Raw genomic sequence first — 15,039 nt, 5'->3', positions numbered from 1 at the left:
GCAAGCCGCACAAGCGACTTGCCCCTTTTGCTTACGCTGCTGTCAGTTACGATCCAGCCACACCGTCTGCACGTTGCAGAACTCGCGCACACCGAAGTGCGACAGCTCACGGCCAAAGCCGCTCTTCTTCACGCCGCCGAACGCTACCCGCGGGTCAGAAGCGCAGTAGCCGTTGATGAACACCGCACCGGTATCCAGCGCCGAGGTCATCCGCTCAGCCAGCTCGAGGTTGGCGGTGTAGATGGTCGAGGCCAGACCAAACTCGCTGTCGTTGGCCAGTTCCACGGCGTGGTCGGCGTCACGGGCGCTGATGATCGCTGCCACCGGGCCAAACAACTCCTGCTTGAACGCGGTCATTTGCGGGGTAACGCCGGCAAATACGGTCGGCTCGTAGAAGTTGCCGACGCCCTCAGCCTTCTTGCCACCCAGCAGCAGCACCGCGCCTTCAGCCAAGGTTGCCTGCACCTGGCCGTCAAGCTCGTCGCGCAGGTCATAGCGGGCCATCGGGCCGATGTAGGTGTCAGCCTCAAGCGGGTTGCCGACCTTGAGCTGACGCGTGGCTTCGACGAACTTCGCGGTAAACGCCTCGGCGATGCTTTCTTCGACGATCAGGCGCTTGGCTGCTGCACAGACCTGGCCGGTGTTCTGATAGCGGCCGATCACCGCTGCCTTGACTGCTGCATCGAGGTCGGCGTCCGCCAGTACGATGAACGGATCGGAACCGCCCAGTTCCAGTACGCATTTCTTCAGCGCAGCACCGGCTTGAGCACCAATCGCCATGCCGGCGCGGACACTGCCGGTCAGGGTCACGGCGGCAATACGCGGGTCATTGATCGCCCGGGTCACGCCGTCCGGGGTGACGTTGAGCACTTCGAAGATGCCGGCTGGCAGGCCAGCCTGGTTGATCACGTCGAGCAGCAGATAGGCGCTGCCCATGACGTTCGGGGCATGCTTGAGCACATAGGTATTGCCCGCCAGCAGTGCCGGGACCGCGCCGCGCAGCACTTGCCAGAGCGGGAAGTTCCACGGCATCACGGCCAGAATCGGCCCCAACGGGCGGTATTCGATGCGCGCGGTGGCGATTTGCGTAGGCTCGGCAGCCAGCATCGCCGGGCCGTGCTCGGCGTACCATTGGCACAGGCCAACGCACTTGGTCACTTCGCCACGTGCCTGGCTGATCGGCTTGCCGATTTCGCGGCTGATCATCACCGCCAATGCTTCGTGATTGGCCTGCAGAGCATCGGCCAGGGCGTTCAGATACTCGCTGCGCTGCCCCAGTGACACCTGGCGCCATTGGTTGAAGCCAACCTTGGCACGTTGCAGCGCCGCTTCCTGTGCGGCGTCGGTGTCGAACGGATAGTGGCCGATCTGCTCACCGCTGAACGGGTCGACAGAAATGGCGTGGGTCAGGCTGCTGATCTCGCTCATGGCGGAGGTCCTCGTTGTTATAAGTTGACGAAGCTCAGACTAGTGGCGTGCAACCGTATTGAAAACTGAATAATAATGAGCGCAACGTTCACGTTTGGAGAATGACTGTGGATCTGGTGCAACTGGAAATTTTCAAGGCAGTGGCAGAGCACGGCAGCATTAGCGCCGCTGCCCAGCAGATTCACCGCGTGCCGTCGAACCTCACCACGCGGATCAAGCAGCTTGAGGAAGACCTCGGTGTCGAGCTGTTCATCCGCGAGAAAAGCCGCCTGCGCCTGTCACCGGCGGGCTGGAATTTTCTCGAGTACACCCGGCGCATTCTCGACCTGGTCCACGAAGCGCGGCTCACCGTGGCCGGCGAAGATCCGCAGGGCACGTTCGCCCTGGGTTCGCTGGAAAGCACCGCCGCCGTGCGCATCCCGGCCTTGCTGGCCAGTTATAACCAGCGCTTTCCCAAGGTCGATCTGGACCTGTCGACCGGGCCCTCGGGGACCATGCTCGAAGGTGTGCTGTCCGGCCGCCTGGTCGCAGCCTTCGTCGATGGCCCGGTACTGCACCCGACGCTGGAAGGCATGGCCGTGTTCGATGAAGAGATGGTAGTGATTGCGCCACTCAACCATGCCGCAATCAGCCGCGCCCGCGACGTCAACGGCGAGAGCATCTACGCCTTTCGCGCCAACTGCTCGTACCGCCATCATTTCGAGAACTGGTTTGTCCAGGATCAGGCCGTGCCCGGCAAAATCCATGAGATGGAGTCCTATCACGGCATGCTTGCGTGCGTCAGTGCTGGTGCCGGCCTGGCGTTGATGCCGCGCAGCATGCTCGACAGCATGCCGGGCTTGAGCACGGTCAGCGTTTGGCCGTTGTCGGAAGACTTTCGGTACTTGCAGACCTGGCTGGTGTGGCGGCGCGGTACTGTGTCGCGCAGCTTGAGTATGTTTATCAAGCTGCTGGAGGAGCGGCGGGCTGCCTAGGGTCGCTTTCAGCCTTGAGATAGCCGGGGCCGCTGCGCGGCCCTTTCGCGACACAAGGCCGCTCCTACACCGACCGTGCCACGTAAGGACGACGCAGTGCCTGTAGGAGCGGCCTAGTGTCGCGAAAGGGCTGCAAAGCAGCCCCGACGTACTCGAACCACCCGCAGTCGCTCGGCAGCCTACTATTCATCCAGATCCGGCACATCACCCGGCCGGTCGATATCCAGCAACACCCCAGGATCACCCAATTCAATATTGCGCACCGCCTGCGGATTGCCCAGCAGCACGCTGCGGGCGCCTTCATCGCCGGTCAGGGTGCACAACTGCGGCCACCAGGCGCGACCGAACAGCACCGGGTGGCCGGGCTTGCTTTGATACGTCGGGCGGATGATCAGGCGACGGTCCGCCTTGGCCAGCAGCGCGGCGAGGGTGGCGGGCTGGATGAACGGCATGTCACCCAGCATCACCAGCAAGCCCTGAGCATTGGACGCGGTACTGATCTGCGCGACGCTGGTAGCGATGCTGTGGCCAAGTCCAAGCCGGCTGCTGCTCGATTGCAGGATGCGCACGTTATCAGCCAGGCCGACCGGGGCAGGGTCGTCGTCACGCAGCGCCAGCCAGACTTCGCCCAACTGCGCGCACGGCAGTTGCAGGCTGGTCTGCAGCAGGGTCTGGCCGCTGCTCAGCAGGTGCTGGCGTTTGTCACTGCCAAACCGGCGGCTATGGCCGGCGGCGAGTACCAGAGCGGTTACGGTACATGGCATCCTGAGGGTGTCCCGTGGCAAATGAGGAATCGGTCTGGCCGCTAGACTACCTTAACCCCAGCATCACTGGCGCACGCAAGGCGGTACGCCATCACCCGGCAGGCTCGGGTATGATGCCAACCCCTATCGTTGCCAGAGGCCCGCCACCATGACCTTGAACGCTGAACAGATCGGCGAATACCGTGCATTTGCCGAGCAGTTGGCGCAGGCCGCTGCGGCTGCGATCCAGCCGTATTTTCGCGCCAACCTGGCCGTCGAGGACAAGGGCGGGCGCCTGTACGACCCGGTGACCGTGGCCGACAAGGCCGCCGAAGACGCCATGCGCTCGCTGATTCAGGAACGCTATCCAAGCCACGGCATCCTTGGTGAAGAGCAGGGCGTGGCGGTTGGCAGCAGCCCGCTGACCTGGGTGCTTGATCCGATCGATGGCACCCGCGCCTTCATCACCGGGCTGCCGCTGTGGGGCACGTTGATCGCGCTCAACGACGGCACCAAGCCGGTGGTCGGGGTGATGAACCAGCCGTTTACCGGCGAGCGCTTCATCGGTACCCCAGAGGGAGCCTGGCTCGGCAGCACGCCGCTGAAGACCCGTGCCTGCAGCGATTTGGCCTCAGCCACCCTGATGTGCACCACGCCGGACATGTTCGATAGCGAGGCGCGCAAGGCCGCCTTTGAAGCGGTTGCCGGCCAGGCGCGGCTGATGCGCTACGGCGGCGACTGCTACGCCTATTGCATGCTCGCCAGTGGCTTTGTCGATGTGATCGTCGAGGCCAGCCTGCAGCCGTATGACGTGCAGGCGTTGATGCCGATCATCGAAGGGGCGGGCGGGGTGATCACCGCCTGGGATGGCAGCTCGGCGCAGAACGGCGGCTGTGTCGTGGCCTGCGGTGACCCTGCGTTGCATGCGCAAATGATCGAGTTGCTGCGTCACGCCATGTGACCGGCTGAGCCCCTGCAATACCGTTGCGCAGGCCTGGCTGGCCTGCGCAACTGCACTTTTTCGCCATTTCGCGCTCTATGTCTGGTCAGGCAGAGCCGATCCCCGGCCCCGTCGTTGATCAAGACCCCGGTGCCGATGCTTGTCCCCGTACTGCGAACCTGCCCCCGCCTGCTGCTGGCCGGCGCCCTGACCCTGCTGTGCGCGTGCACCGAGCAACAGGGCCGCGATATCGTCAGCCAGTTCAGTGATGGCAAACCCAGCGAGCTGTTCCAGACCAGTGTCGACCGCATGGCCACCCTGGCGATGCGCGACAACCTGCAAAGCCTGTACCTGCTGATGAACAAGCTGTACGCACGCAATCCCAACCAGTGGAAGCAGTCCGGCTACCTTGACGCCGCTACCGCCGAGCGGCAGATCCGCCTGGCCATCGAGCAACGCCAGCCGCTGCCGCAGCTCGGTCAGCGGCGCGATCTGGCAGCCCTCAGCTACGCCCTGAGCCCGGAATTTCGCGGCGATCGGGTCGGCGCCTTCATCTATGCCATCGGCAGTATGCTGATCACCGCCCACGGCGGACGCAGCGAGTTCTACATGACCGATGCGATCGACCCGCTGTTCGTCAACAACGCCGCGCGCAACATCGAAAAAGCCACCTGGATGCTCAGCCAGCGTCAGGACGCCAATGGCGTGCTGTTGCTGTTCTCCAACGAGATTTCCGAAGAGGGCAGCAACCTCAGCTTCGCGGTCGAGTTCGGCAAGATCGTCGCCCGGCTCGACCTGTTGGCGCAGATGCTCGATGAACGCTACCGGCGGATTGGCTTGAACTACGCGCAGAGCTTGTTGCTGATGAACTTCCTGCCGGTGCAATAGGCCGCGCTAGAGCAGTGCCTTGATCGCCTGGCGATAGCGCGGACCGGCCAGACTCATGCTGTTGTTATGGCTGGCACCAGGCACCAGCAGCAGGGTCTTGGGCTGCTGCGCGGCCTCGTATAATTGCTGGCTGAAGCGTGGCGGCACGTAGCGGTCGTTCTGGCCGTGCACCAGCAGTACTGGCATGCCGACCTGGTCGATCTTGTCGATCGAATCGAATTTTTGCGACAGCAGCCAGCGCACTGGCAGGGCGGTATCGGCTACCACTGCCGCAACATCGCCGAGCGAAGTGAAGGTCGATTCCAGGATCAAGCCGCGCGCAGCGCTCGGGCTGCCGTCTTTTTGCGCCTGGCGGCTCAGCTCGGCCGCAAGCTCCACAGCCACCGCGCCGCCGAGCGAGTGGCCGAAGATCAGCCGCTTGTTGCGGTCCGGTTGCAGCTGGGCAAAGCGCTCCCAGGCCACCTGCGCATCTTCATAGACGGTCGCCTCGGACGGCAGGTCGCCGCGGCTCTGGCCGAAACCGCGGTAGTCCACGGCCAGCACCGAGTAACCCATGGCATGCAGTTGCTCGATGCGAAATAGCTGGCCGGTGAGGTTCCAGCGCACGCCGTGCAGGTAGAGGATGGCCGGTGCGTCGGCGCGCTGGGCTGGCCACCACCAGGCATGCAGGCTCTGGTTGGCGGTGAAGCTGCGCGGGCGCAGGTCGAGTTCCTGCACACCTGCGGGCAAGCCACGGAACCAGCTGGCCTGGCCGGGCTCGATGCGAAACACCAGCTCGCGCTCCTTGTGTTGCAGTACGCTGCAGCCGGCCGGCAGGCCGATCAGGAGCACCGCCATGCACAGCCAGCTGAGCCAGCGACGTTTGAGGTGAAGCAAAAGAGAAGAGGGCATGCAGGCGTTTTTAGCAGAAGCGCCGATTGCGGTGTAAGGAAAGTAACCGAGCGGTGTAGTCGGATGATTGCAAGCTGTGTCAGTAAAAAGGGCTATCAACCCTAGGCGAAGACTGATCTAGAGCCTGCGCCTATCCCCTGCGTTCGATAATCGGACAAATGCTGGCCGCAAGAGCGCGCTGTTCGCCCGGCCGTTACTGAGGTCGCATTGCCTGGCAGCCCTTGCATTGCGTAGTGTGTAGCCAAGCCACCGGTTGTCACTTGCCTGCTGTACCCGGCGACCGGCCCGATAGACTGAGCGTGTACGACCGCGACCACTCGCCGTTGAGGCAGTAGGAAGCGGCGACGATAACAAGAATGAGCCGAGTGCCTTGCCTATGGAAAACCGCCTGTTGAGCGAGCGTAGCAGTGTGTTTCACCACGCTGATCCGTATGCCGTCTCCGATTACGTCAACCGGCATGTAGGCCAGCACTGCATCGGCCTGTCGCGCACCACCCATCCGCAAGCCAGCCTCAGCCACCGCAAACTGGCCGAGCTGGACCTGTGCCGCATCAGTTATGGCGGCAGCGTGCGGGTTACTTCGCCAGCGCTTGAAACGATCTACCACCTGCAGGTGTTGCTGCACGGCAATTGCCTGTGGCGCGGGCCACAGCGCGAGCACCACCTGGTGCCGGGCGAATTGCTGTTGATCAACCCGGATGATCCGGTCGACCTGACCTACTCGGAAGACTGCGAAAAATTCATCCTCAAGGTGCCGACCCGGCTGCTCGAATCGATCTGCGACGAGCAGCGTTGGCAGCGGCCCAGCGGTGGCGTGCGGTTTTTGCGCAATCATTACCGGCTGGATGAGCTGGACGGCTTCGTCAACCTGCTGGGTATGGTCTGCCATGAGGCGGAGGTCAGTGACTCGTTGCCGCGGGTGCAGGGCCACTACAGCCAGATCGTCGCCAGCAAGCTGCTGACCTTGATGAGCACCAATGTCCAGCGGGAGAACCTCGGCGCGCCGGGCGCCAGCCTGGAGCGCATCCTCGATTACATCGAACGCAACCTCAAGCTTGAGCTGCCGGCGGAGGCGTTGGCCGAGCAGGCCTGCATGAGCCTGCGCTCGTTGTATGCGCTGTTCGATCGGCATCTGGGCACCACGCCCAAGCAGTATGTACGCCAGCGCAAGCTGCAGCGCCTGCACGAGTGTCTGGCTGACCCGAGCTGCTCGGTGCGCAGTGTAACCGAGCTGGCGATGGATTACGGCTTCATGCACCTGGGCCGCTTTGCCGAGAGCTACCGCCAGCAATTCGCCGAATTGCCTTCGGAAACCTTCAAGCGCCGCATCTGAACCTCCGCTGGCGCCGCCCTGGCGCCACATCCTCAGCCCCCTCCAGCAAGCCTGCAGAAAACGGATAGCACTCTGCACAATCCGGATATTGCCCCCGCCGCGCTCGTCCTAACCTGACCTGGCCTGAACAATAACAATGGAGACCCTGGCCATGTTCCTGGGATTCGACTACCTCAATGCCATGCTCGAGGACGACCGGGAATCGGGCGTCTACCGCTGTAAGCGGGAGATGTTCACCGACCCGCGCCTGTTTGACCTGGAGATGAAACACATCTTCGAAGGTAACTGGATCTACCTGGCCCACGAAAGCCAGATCCCTGAAAAGAACGACTTCCTGTCGCTGACCATGGGCCGCCAGCCGGTGTTCATCGCGCGCAACAAGGACGGCCAGCTGAACGCCTTCCTCAATGCCTGCAGCCACCGCGGGGCGATGCTCTGCCGGCACAAACGCGGTAACCGTGCCAGCTACACCTGCCCGTTCCACGGCTGGACCTTCAATAACAGCGGCAAGCTGCTCAAAGTCAAGGACCCGAGTAATGCCGGTTACCCAGCCAGCTTCAACTGCGACGGCTCGCACGACCTGACCAAGGTGGCGCGCTTCGAGTCGTACCGCGGCTTCCTCTTCGGCAGCCTCAATGCCGATGTGAAACCGCTGCTCGAGCACTTGGGCGAATCGGCCAAGATCATCGACATGATCGTCGACCAGTCGCCCGAGGGCCTGGAAGTGCTGCGTGGCTCCAGCTCCTACATCTACGAAGGCAACTGGAAGCTCACTGCCGAAAACGGCGCCGACGGCTACCACGTGAGCTCGGTGCACTGGAACTACGCCGCTACCCAGAACCAGCGCAAGCAACGCGAAAGCGCTGCCGAGATCAAGACCATGAGCGCCGGTGCCTGGGCCAAACAGGGCGGCGGCTTCTACTCGTTCGACCATGGCCACCTGCTGCTGTGGACGCGCTGGGCCAACCCGGAAGACCGCCCGGCCTACGAGCGCCGCGAGCAACTGGCGGCAGATTTCGGCCAGGCCCGTGCCGACTGGATGATCGAGAACTCGCGCAACCTGTGCCTGTACCCGAACGTGTACCTGATGGACCAGTTCAGCTCGCAGATCCGCATCGCCCGGCCAATTTCGGTGAACAAGACCGAAATCACCATCTACTGCATCGCCCCCAAGGGCGAGAGCAGCGAGGCCCGCGCCAAGCGCATCCGCCAGTACGAAGACTTCTTCAACGTCAGTGGCATGGCCACCCCGGATGACCTCGAAGAGTTCCGCTCGTGCCAGACCGGCTACGGCGGCGGCACTGGCTGGAACGATATGTCGCGCGGCGCCGAGCATTGGGTCGAAGGGGCCGACGAGGCCGCCCGCGAGATCGAGCTCAAGCCATTGCTGTCAGGCGTGCGCACCGAAGATGAAGGCCTGTTCGTGCTGCAGCACAAGTATTGGCAGGAGACCATGCTCAAGGCACTCGAGCAGGAGCCGCAGCTGATCCCAGTGGAGGCCGTGCGATGAGCGCTTTGTACGACACCGTGCGCGACTTCCTCTACCGCGAAGCGCGCTACCTCGACGATGGCCAGTGGGAGCAGTGGCTGGAGCTGTATGCCAGCGATGCGACCTTCTGGATGCCATCCTGGGATGACAACGACCAGCTCACCGAAGACCCGCAAAGCGAGATTTCCCTGATCTGGTACGGCAACCGAGGAGGGCTGGAGGACCGCGTGTTCCGCATCCAGACCGAGCGCTCAAGTGCCACAGTTCCGGATACCCGCACCTCGCACAACCTGAGCAATATCGAGATTGTCGAGCACAGTGGCGAGCAGTGTCAGGTGCGCTTCAACTGGCACACCCTGAGCTTTCGCTACAAGACCACCGACAGTTACTTCGGCAGCAGCTTCTACACCCTGGATCTGCGCGGCGAGCAGCCGCTGATCAAGGCCAAGAAAGTGGTGCTGAAGAACGACTACGTTCGCCAGGTCATCGACATCTACCACATCTGACTTCTGGTCAAGACGAGTACTGACCAGCGTGCCGCAGGGCGCGCTGCGGGCAGGCTCGTCCGCGAGGTGCAACATGAGCTTCCAGATCGCACTCAATTTCGAAGACGGAATCACCCGCTTCATCAATGCCGAAGGCCACGAAACCGTTGCCGATGCGGCCTATCGGCAAGGCATCAACATCCCCCTGGACTGCCGTGACGGCGCCTGCGGCACCTGCAAGTGCAAGGCCGAGGCGGGCAGCTATGCGCTGGGTGAGGACTTCATCGAAGACGCCCTCAGCGCAGAAGAAATCAGCCAGGGTTACGTGCTGACCTGCCAGATGCGCGCGGAATCCGACTGCGTGCTGCGCATCCCGGCATCGTCGCAGCTGTGCAAAGCCGAGCAGGGCAATTTCCAGGCCGAGATCAGCGATGTGCGCCAGCTGTCGGCCAGCACCATTGCCCTGTCGATCAAGGGTGAAGCGCTGAGCAGCCTGGCCTTCTTGCCAGGCCAGTACGTCAACCTGCAGGTGCCGGGCAGCGGTCAGAGCCGCGCGTATTCGTTCAGTTCGTTGCCCAAGGATGGCGAGGTCAGCTTCCTCATCCGCAACGTTCCCGGCGGCCTGATGAGCAGCTTCCTTACCAGTCTGGCCAAGGCCGGCGACAGCATGAGCCTGGCCGGCCCGCTGGGTAGCTTCTACCTGCGCCCGATCCAGCGGCCGTTGTTGCTGCTGGCCGGCGGCACCGGCCTGGCACCGTTCACGGCGATGCTGGAAAAGATCGCCGAAGTCGGCAGCGCGCATCCACTGCACCTGATCTACGGCGTGACCAACGATTTCGACCTGGTCGAGCTCGACCGCCTGCAGGCGCTGGCTGCGCGCATCAACAACTTCACCTACAGCGCCTGCGTGGCCAACCCTGACAGTGAGTACCCGCAAAAGGGCTACGTCACCCAGCACATCGAACCGGCGCACCTGAACAACGGCGATGTCGACGTGTACCTGTGCGGCCCGCCGCCGATGGTCGAGGCGGTCAGCCAGTACATCCGCGAACAAGGCATCACCCCGGCCAACTTCTATTACGAGAAGTTCGCCGCCGCGGCCTGAGTTTCCTTGGGGGCTGGCCGCATCGTGCGGGTGCGGCTGGCCTCTTTTTTATTGCCAATGGCAGCAGCGTCGCCGCGTGCAGACGAAGGCGCCGCTGGGGAGAGCAGAGATGAGCAACAGATTCCAAGGCAAGGTCGCGCTGGTCACCGGCGCGGCCCAAGGCATTGGCCGCGGCGTGTGCTGGCGGCTCAAGGCCGAAGGCGCTCAAGTGGTAGCCGTAGACCGTTCCGAGCTGGTTCATGAACTGGCCGGCGAGGGCACGCTGACGCTGATTGCCGACCTCGAGCAGCACGCCGAGTGCGCCCGGGTCATGGCCAGCGCGGTCGAGCGCTTTGGCCGGATCGACATCCTCGTCAACAACGTCGGCGGGACCATCTGGGCCAAGCCGTTCGAGCACTATGAGCCGGAACAGATCGAGGCCGAAGTACGCCGTTCGCTGTTCCCGACCCTGTGGTGCTGCCATGCAGCGCTGCCGTACATGCTCGAGCGTGGCGCCGGCGCCATCGTCAACGTGTCATCGATTGCCACCCGCAGCATCAACCGCGTGCCCTATGGCGCAGCCAAGGGCGGCGTCAACGCACTCACCGCCTGCCTGGCCTTCGAGACCGCCGAGCGCGGTATTCGGGTCAACGCCACTGCGCCCGGCGGCACCGAAGCGCCACCCCGGCGGGTGCCGCGCAACAGCGATGCGCAGAGCGAGCAGGACAAGGCCTGGTACCAGCAGATCGTTGCCCAGACCTTGGACAGCAGCCTGATGAAGCGCTACGCGAGCATTGACGAACAGGTCAACGCGATCCTCTTTCTCGCCTCCGACGAGGCCTCTTACATCACCGGCGTGACCCTGCCGGTCGGCGGCGGCGACCTCGGCTGACAGTCGCCCAGCCTGCGTTTACCTCTCACAACAAAAACAACAGAGACCGATGCCATGCGAACCCTGGATGTTCACCCGATCATTGATAACGCGCGCTTTTCACCGTTCCACTGGATGGTCATGGCCTGGTGCGGCCTGCTGCTGGTATTCGACGGCTACGACCTGTTCATCTATGGCGTAGTGCTGCCGGTGATCATGAAGGAGTGGGGGCTGACCCCACTGCAAGCCGGCGCGCTGGGCAGCTACGCGCTGTTCGGCATGATGTTCGGTGCGCTGCTGTTCGGTAGCCTGGCGGACCGGATCGGGCGCAAGAAGGGCATCGCCATCTGTTTCGCGTTGTTCTCCGGCGCGACCATCCTCAATGGCTTTGCCAGCAGCCCCAGCGAGTTCGGCATCTACCGTTTCATCGCCGGGCTCGGCTGCGGCGGCTTGATGCCCAATGCCGTGGCGTTGATGAACGAGTACGCACCCAAACGCCTGCGCAGCACGCTGGTGGCGATCATGTTCAGCGGTTACTCGCTGGGCGGCATGCTTTCGGCAGGTGTCGGCATCTTCTTGCTGCCGCGCTTTGGTTGGGAGTCGATGTTCTTTGCCGCAGCGCTGCCGTTGCTGCTGTTGCCGGTGATCCTCTACTACCTGCCCGAGTCGATTGGTTTTCTGGTGCGCCAGGGCCGTAGCGACGAAGCCCGTGCCCTGCTCAAACGGCTTGATCCGGACTGCGACGTGCAGGCCGACGATGTGTTGCAGGCGAGCGAGCGCAAAGGCAAGGGCGCTTCAGTGCTGGAGCTGTTTCGTGACGGCCTGGCAGTGCGCACCCTGGCCCTGTGGCTGGCATTTTTCTGCTGCCTGCTGATGGTCTACGCGCTCAGCTCGTGGCTGCCGAAACTGATGGCCAACGCCGGCTATAGCCTGGGTTCAAGCCTGTCGTTCCTGCTGGCACTGAACTTCGGCGGCATGGCCGGGGCAATTCTCGGCGGCTGGCTGGGTGATCGCTACAACCTGGTCAAGGTCAAGATCGCTTTCTTTGTCGCCGCGGCGCTGTCGATCAGCCTGCTTGGGGTGAACAGCCCGATGCCCGTGCTGTACCTGCTGATCTTCATTGCCGGCGCCACCACCATCGGCACACAAATCCTGCTGTATGCCGGCGCGGCCCAGCTCTATGGCCTGTCGATGCGCTCGACCGGCCTTGGTTGGGCCTCCGGTATCGGCCGCAACGGCGCCATCGTCGGCCCGCTGCTGGGCGGCGCGCTGATGGGCATCAACCTGCCGCTGCAACTCAACTTCATCGCCTTTGCCATCCCCGGCGCGGTTGCCGCGCTGGCCATGGCCGTGCACCTGGCCAGCAGCCGGCGCCACGGCCTGGCCGCGCTGGCGCAGGCGTAACCCTTTGACTGACGCAACTGGAGGCCTTGCATGACAAGCCCGACTATCGACCGGCTGGAGGCGATCATCGTCGACCTGCCGACCATTCGCCCGCACAAGCTGGCGATGCACACCATGCAGCAGCAGACCTTGGTGGTGCTGCGCCTGCGCTGCAGCGACGGCGTCGAAGGCATTGGCGAAGCGACCACCATCGGTGGCCTGGCCTACGGCTACGAGAGCCCGGAAGGGATCAAGGCCAACATCGACGCGCACCTGGCCCCGGCGCTGGTCGGCCTGCCAGCCGACAACATCAATGCCGCCATGCTCAAGCTGGACAAGCTGGCCAAGGGCAACACCTTCGCCAAGTCGGGCATCGAAAGTGCCCTGCTCGACGCGCAGGGCAAACGCCTGGGCCTGGCGGTCAGCGAGCTGCTCGGTGGCCGGGTGCGCGACAGCCTCGAAGTGGCCTGGACCCTCGCCAGTGGCGACACCGCCCGCGACATCGCTGAAGCCGAGCACATGCTGGAGATCCGCCGCCATCGGCTGTTCAAGCTGAAGATCGGCGCCAACCCGCTGGAGCAGGACCTGCGCCATGTGGTGGCAATCAAGCGTGAGCTGGGCGAGCGCGCCAGCGTGCGCGTCGACGTCAATCAGTACTGGGATGAGTCGCAAGCCTTGCGTGCCTGCCAGGTGCTTGGCGACAACGGCATCGACCTGATCGAGCAGCCAATAGCGCGGATCAACCGCAGCGGGCAAGTCCGTCTTAACCAGCGCAGCCCGGCGCCGATCATGGCCGACGAGTCGATCGAAAGCGTGGAAGACGCCTTCAGCCTCGCCGCCGACGGTGCTGCCAGCGTGTTCGCTTTGAAGATCGCCAAAAACGGCGGCCCCCGCGCCGTGCTGCGTACCGCGCAGATCGCCGAAGCCGCCGGCATCGCCCTGTACGGCGGCACCATGCTCGAAGGCGCGGTCGGCACCCTGGCCTCGGCCCACGCCTTTTTGACCCTGCGCCAGCTGACCTGGGGCACCGAGTTGTTCGGGCCGCTGCTGCTGACCGAAGACATCGTCGAGCAGCCGCTGCGCTACAGCGACTTCCAACTGCATGTACCACGCACGCCCGGATTGGGCCTGAACCTGGATGAAACCCGCCTGGCGCGTTTCGCCCGGCGCTGATTGCGACCTTACCCAAGGAGAAACCCATGCTGTTCCACGTGAAGATGACCGTGAACCTGCCCGTTGACATGGACCCGGCCCGGGCCGCCCAGCTCAAGACTGACGAAAAGCAGCTGGCCCAACGCCTGCAACGCGACGGCACCTGGCGTCACCTGTGGCGCATTGCCGGGCACTACGCCAACTACAGCGTGTTCGACGTGCCCAGTGTCGAGGCGCTGCACGACACCCTGATGCAGTTGCCGCTGTTCCCGTATATGGCCATCGAAGTGACCGGCCTGTGCCGGCATCCCTCGTCAGTCCACAGCGACGACCGTTGATCGAGCCTGACTCACCCAAGAACAATTATTAGAGGTAAGCAAACATGACCGTGAAAATTTCCCACACTGACGAACTGACCAAGTTCTTCGAACAAGCCGCAGGGTTTGGTAACGATGAAGGCAGCCCTCGGCTCAAGCGGATCATCCTGCGCGTCCTGCAGGACAGCGCGCGCCTGATCGAGGACCTTGAGATCAGCGAAAACGAGTTCTGGCACGCCGTTGACTACCTCAATCGCCTGGGCGGTCGTGGTGAGGCCGGGTTGCTGGTCGCGGGCCTGGGTATCGAGCACTTCCTCGACCTGTTGCAGGACGCCAAGGACACCGCCGTCGGCCTTGCCGGTGGCACTCCGCGCACCATCGAAGGGCCGTTGTATGTCGCCGGCGCGCCGATTGCCGCGGGCCAGGTGCGCATGGACGATGGCAGCGAGGAGGGCGTAGCCACGGTGATGTTCCTCGAAGGCCAGGTCCTCGATCCGGCTGGCCAGCCTGTACCCGGCGCCACGGTTGACCTGTGGCATGCCAACACCCGTGGCACTTACTCGTTCTTCGACCAAAGCCAGTCCGAATACAACCTGCGTCGGCGCATCGTCACCGATGCCGAGGGCTATTACCGCGCGCGCTCGATCGTGCCATCGGGTTACGGCTGTGACCCGCAAGGCCCAACCCAGGAGTGCCTGGACCTGCTCGGCCGGCATGGCCAACGCCCGGCGCATATCCACTTCTTCATCTCGGCGCCGGGCTATCGGCACCTGACCACGCAGATCAACCTGGCTGGCGACAAGTACCTGTGGGACGACTTCGCCTACGCCACCCGTGACGGCCTGGTCGGCGAAGTGCAGATGCGCGAAGACGGCACGCGGGGCGTGAGCGGGCGCTATGCCGAGCTGCGCTTCGACTTCCAGCTGCAGCGCGCGCCGGACAGCGAGGCCGAGCAACGCAGCGGTCGGCCGCGGGCATTGCAGCAGGCGTAATCGCCCTCACTTGACGTTGCTTGAACAACCCATGCCGGACATCCCGTCCGGCCCCGGTCTGGCCAGAGG

15 protein-coding genes are annotated in these 15,039 nt (G+C 63.6%); 12 read left to right on the top strand and 3 right to left on the bottom strand.

Annotated elements, in window-relative coordinates:
- Window positions 1-42 precede the first annotated feature (42 nt).
- Complete coding sequence (locus AC58X1_RS03745) at window positions 43-1,428, bottom strand: aldehyde dehydrogenase family protein (RefSeq protein WP_150569218.1); 1,386 nt, start codon at window positions 1,426-1,428, stop codon at window positions 43-45.
- A gap of 107 nt (window positions 1,429-1,535) precedes the next feature.
- Between AC58X1_RS03745 and ptrR the strand changes: the two genes are divergently transcribed.
- Complete coding sequence (gene ptrR / locus AC58X1_RS03740) at window positions 1,536-2,402, top strand: putrescine utilization regulator PtrR (RefSeq protein WP_101323028.1); 867 nt, start codon at window positions 1,536-1,538, stop codon at window positions 2,400-2,402.
- Window positions 2,403-2,584: 182 nt separating this feature from the next.
- Here ptrR and AC58X1_RS03735 read toward each other — a convergent pair whose 3' ends face one another.
- Window positions 2,585-3,166 carry a nucleotidyltransferase family protein gene (locus AC58X1_RS03735; protein WP_497428369.1) on the bottom strand — a complete coding sequence of 194 codons (582 nt, stop codon included), beginning with the start codon at window positions 3,164-3,166 and terminating at the stop codon, window positions 2,585-2,587.
- A gap of 148 nt (window positions 3,167-3,314) precedes the next feature.
- On the opposite strand from AC58X1_RS03735, the gene hisN reads away from it, so the two are divergent.
- Together hisN and AC58X1_RS03725 are read left to right on the top strand one after the other, a co-directional pair.
- Entirely contained in the window at window positions 3,315-4,106 is a 792-nt protein-coding gene (gene hisN, locus AC58X1_RS03730) for a histidinol-phosphatase (RefSeq protein ID WP_101319544.1), read from the top strand.
- Between the two features lie 135 nt (window positions 4,107-4,241).
- A complete protein-coding gene (locus AC58X1_RS03725; RefSeq protein ID WP_101323027.1) occupies window positions 4,242-4,973 on the top strand; it encodes a hypothetical protein in 732 nt (243 codons plus the stop codon).
- 6 nt (window positions 4,974-4,979) lie between these two features.
- Here AC58X1_RS03725 and AC58X1_RS03720 read toward each other — a convergent pair whose 3' ends face one another.
- Window positions 4,980-5,864, bottom strand: coding sequence for an alpha/beta hydrolase (locus AC58X1_RS03720; protein WP_101319542.1), 885 nt, complete (start codon window positions 5,862-5,864; stop codon window positions 4,980-4,982).
- A gap of 376 nt (window positions 5,865-6,240) precedes the next feature.
- Here AC58X1_RS03720 and AC58X1_RS03715 point away from each other — a divergent pair, with 376 nt between their 5' ends.
- The 9 genes from AC58X1_RS03715 to catA all read left to right on the top strand — a co-directional run bounded on the left by AC58X1_RS03715 (window position 6,241) and on the right by catA (window position 14,970).
- Window positions 6,241-7,197, top strand: a complete 957-nt coding sequence (locus tag AC58X1_RS03715; protein WP_497428368.1) for an AraC family transcriptional regulator — start codon at window positions 6,241-6,243, stop codon at window positions 7,195-7,197.
- Window positions 7,198-7,348: 151 nt separating this feature from the next.
- Complete coding sequence (gene benA / locus AC58X1_RS03710) at window positions 7,349-8,707, top strand: benzoate 1,2-dioxygenase large subunit (RefSeq protein WP_101323026.1); 1,359 nt, start codon at window positions 7,349-7,351, stop codon at window positions 8,705-8,707.
- Complete coding sequence (gene benB / locus AC58X1_RS03705) at window positions 8,704-9,192, top strand: benzoate 1,2-dioxygenase small subunit (protein WP_103437364.1); 489 nt, start codon at window positions 8,704-8,706, stop codon at window positions 9,190-9,192. The genes benA and benB overlap by 4 nt, the downstream gene beginning before the upstream one ends.
- Window positions 9,193-9,265: 73 nt before the next feature.
- Entirely contained in the window at window positions 9,266-10,276 is a 1,011-nt protein-coding gene (gene benC, locus AC58X1_RS03700; protein WP_497428367.1) for a benzoate 1,2-dioxygenase electron transfer component BenC, read from the top strand.
- Window positions 10,277-10,385: 109 nt separating this feature from the next.
- Window positions 10,386-11,147: a 1,6-dihydroxycyclohexa-2,4-diene-1-carboxylate dehydrogenase gene (locus tag AC58X1_RS03695; protein WP_101319534.1), complete on the top strand. Its 762-nt coding sequence runs from the start codon at window positions 10,386-10,388 to the stop codon at window positions 11,145-11,147.
- A 54-nt stretch (window positions 11,148-11,201) separates the two neighbouring features.
- The gene (locus AC58X1_RS03690; protein ID WP_101319531.1) at window positions 11,202-12,530 is read left to right on the top strand and encodes an MFS transporter; all 1,329 of its coding nucleotides are present in this window, start codon (window positions 11,202-11,204) and stop codon (window positions 12,528-12,530) included.
- Window positions 12,531-12,560: 30 nt separating this feature from the next.
- Window positions 12,561-13,682, top strand: a complete 1,122-nt coding sequence (locus tag AC58X1_RS03685) for a muconate cycloisomerase family protein (RefSeq protein WP_186698013.1) — start codon at window positions 12,561-12,563, stop codon at window positions 13,680-13,682.
- Window positions 13,683-13,708: 26 nt separating this feature from the next.
- Entirely contained in the window at window positions 13,709-13,999 is a 291-nt protein-coding gene (gene catC / locus AC58X1_RS03680) for a muconolactone Delta-isomerase (protein ID WP_259073574.1), read from the top strand.
- 44 nt (window positions 14,000-14,043) lie between these two features.
- Window positions 14,044-14,970, top strand: coding sequence for a catechol 1,2-dioxygenase (gene catA / locus AC58X1_RS03675; protein WP_497428366.1), 927 nt, complete (start codon window positions 14,044-14,046; stop codon window positions 14,968-14,970).
- Window positions 14,971-15,039 lie beyond the last annotated feature (69 nt).

The organism is Pseudomonas sp. PGPR N4 (assembly GCF_059693665.1).
The sequence above is the reverse complement of the archived record's forward strand: the minus strand, read 5'-3'. Positions and strand labels throughout refer to the sequence as shown.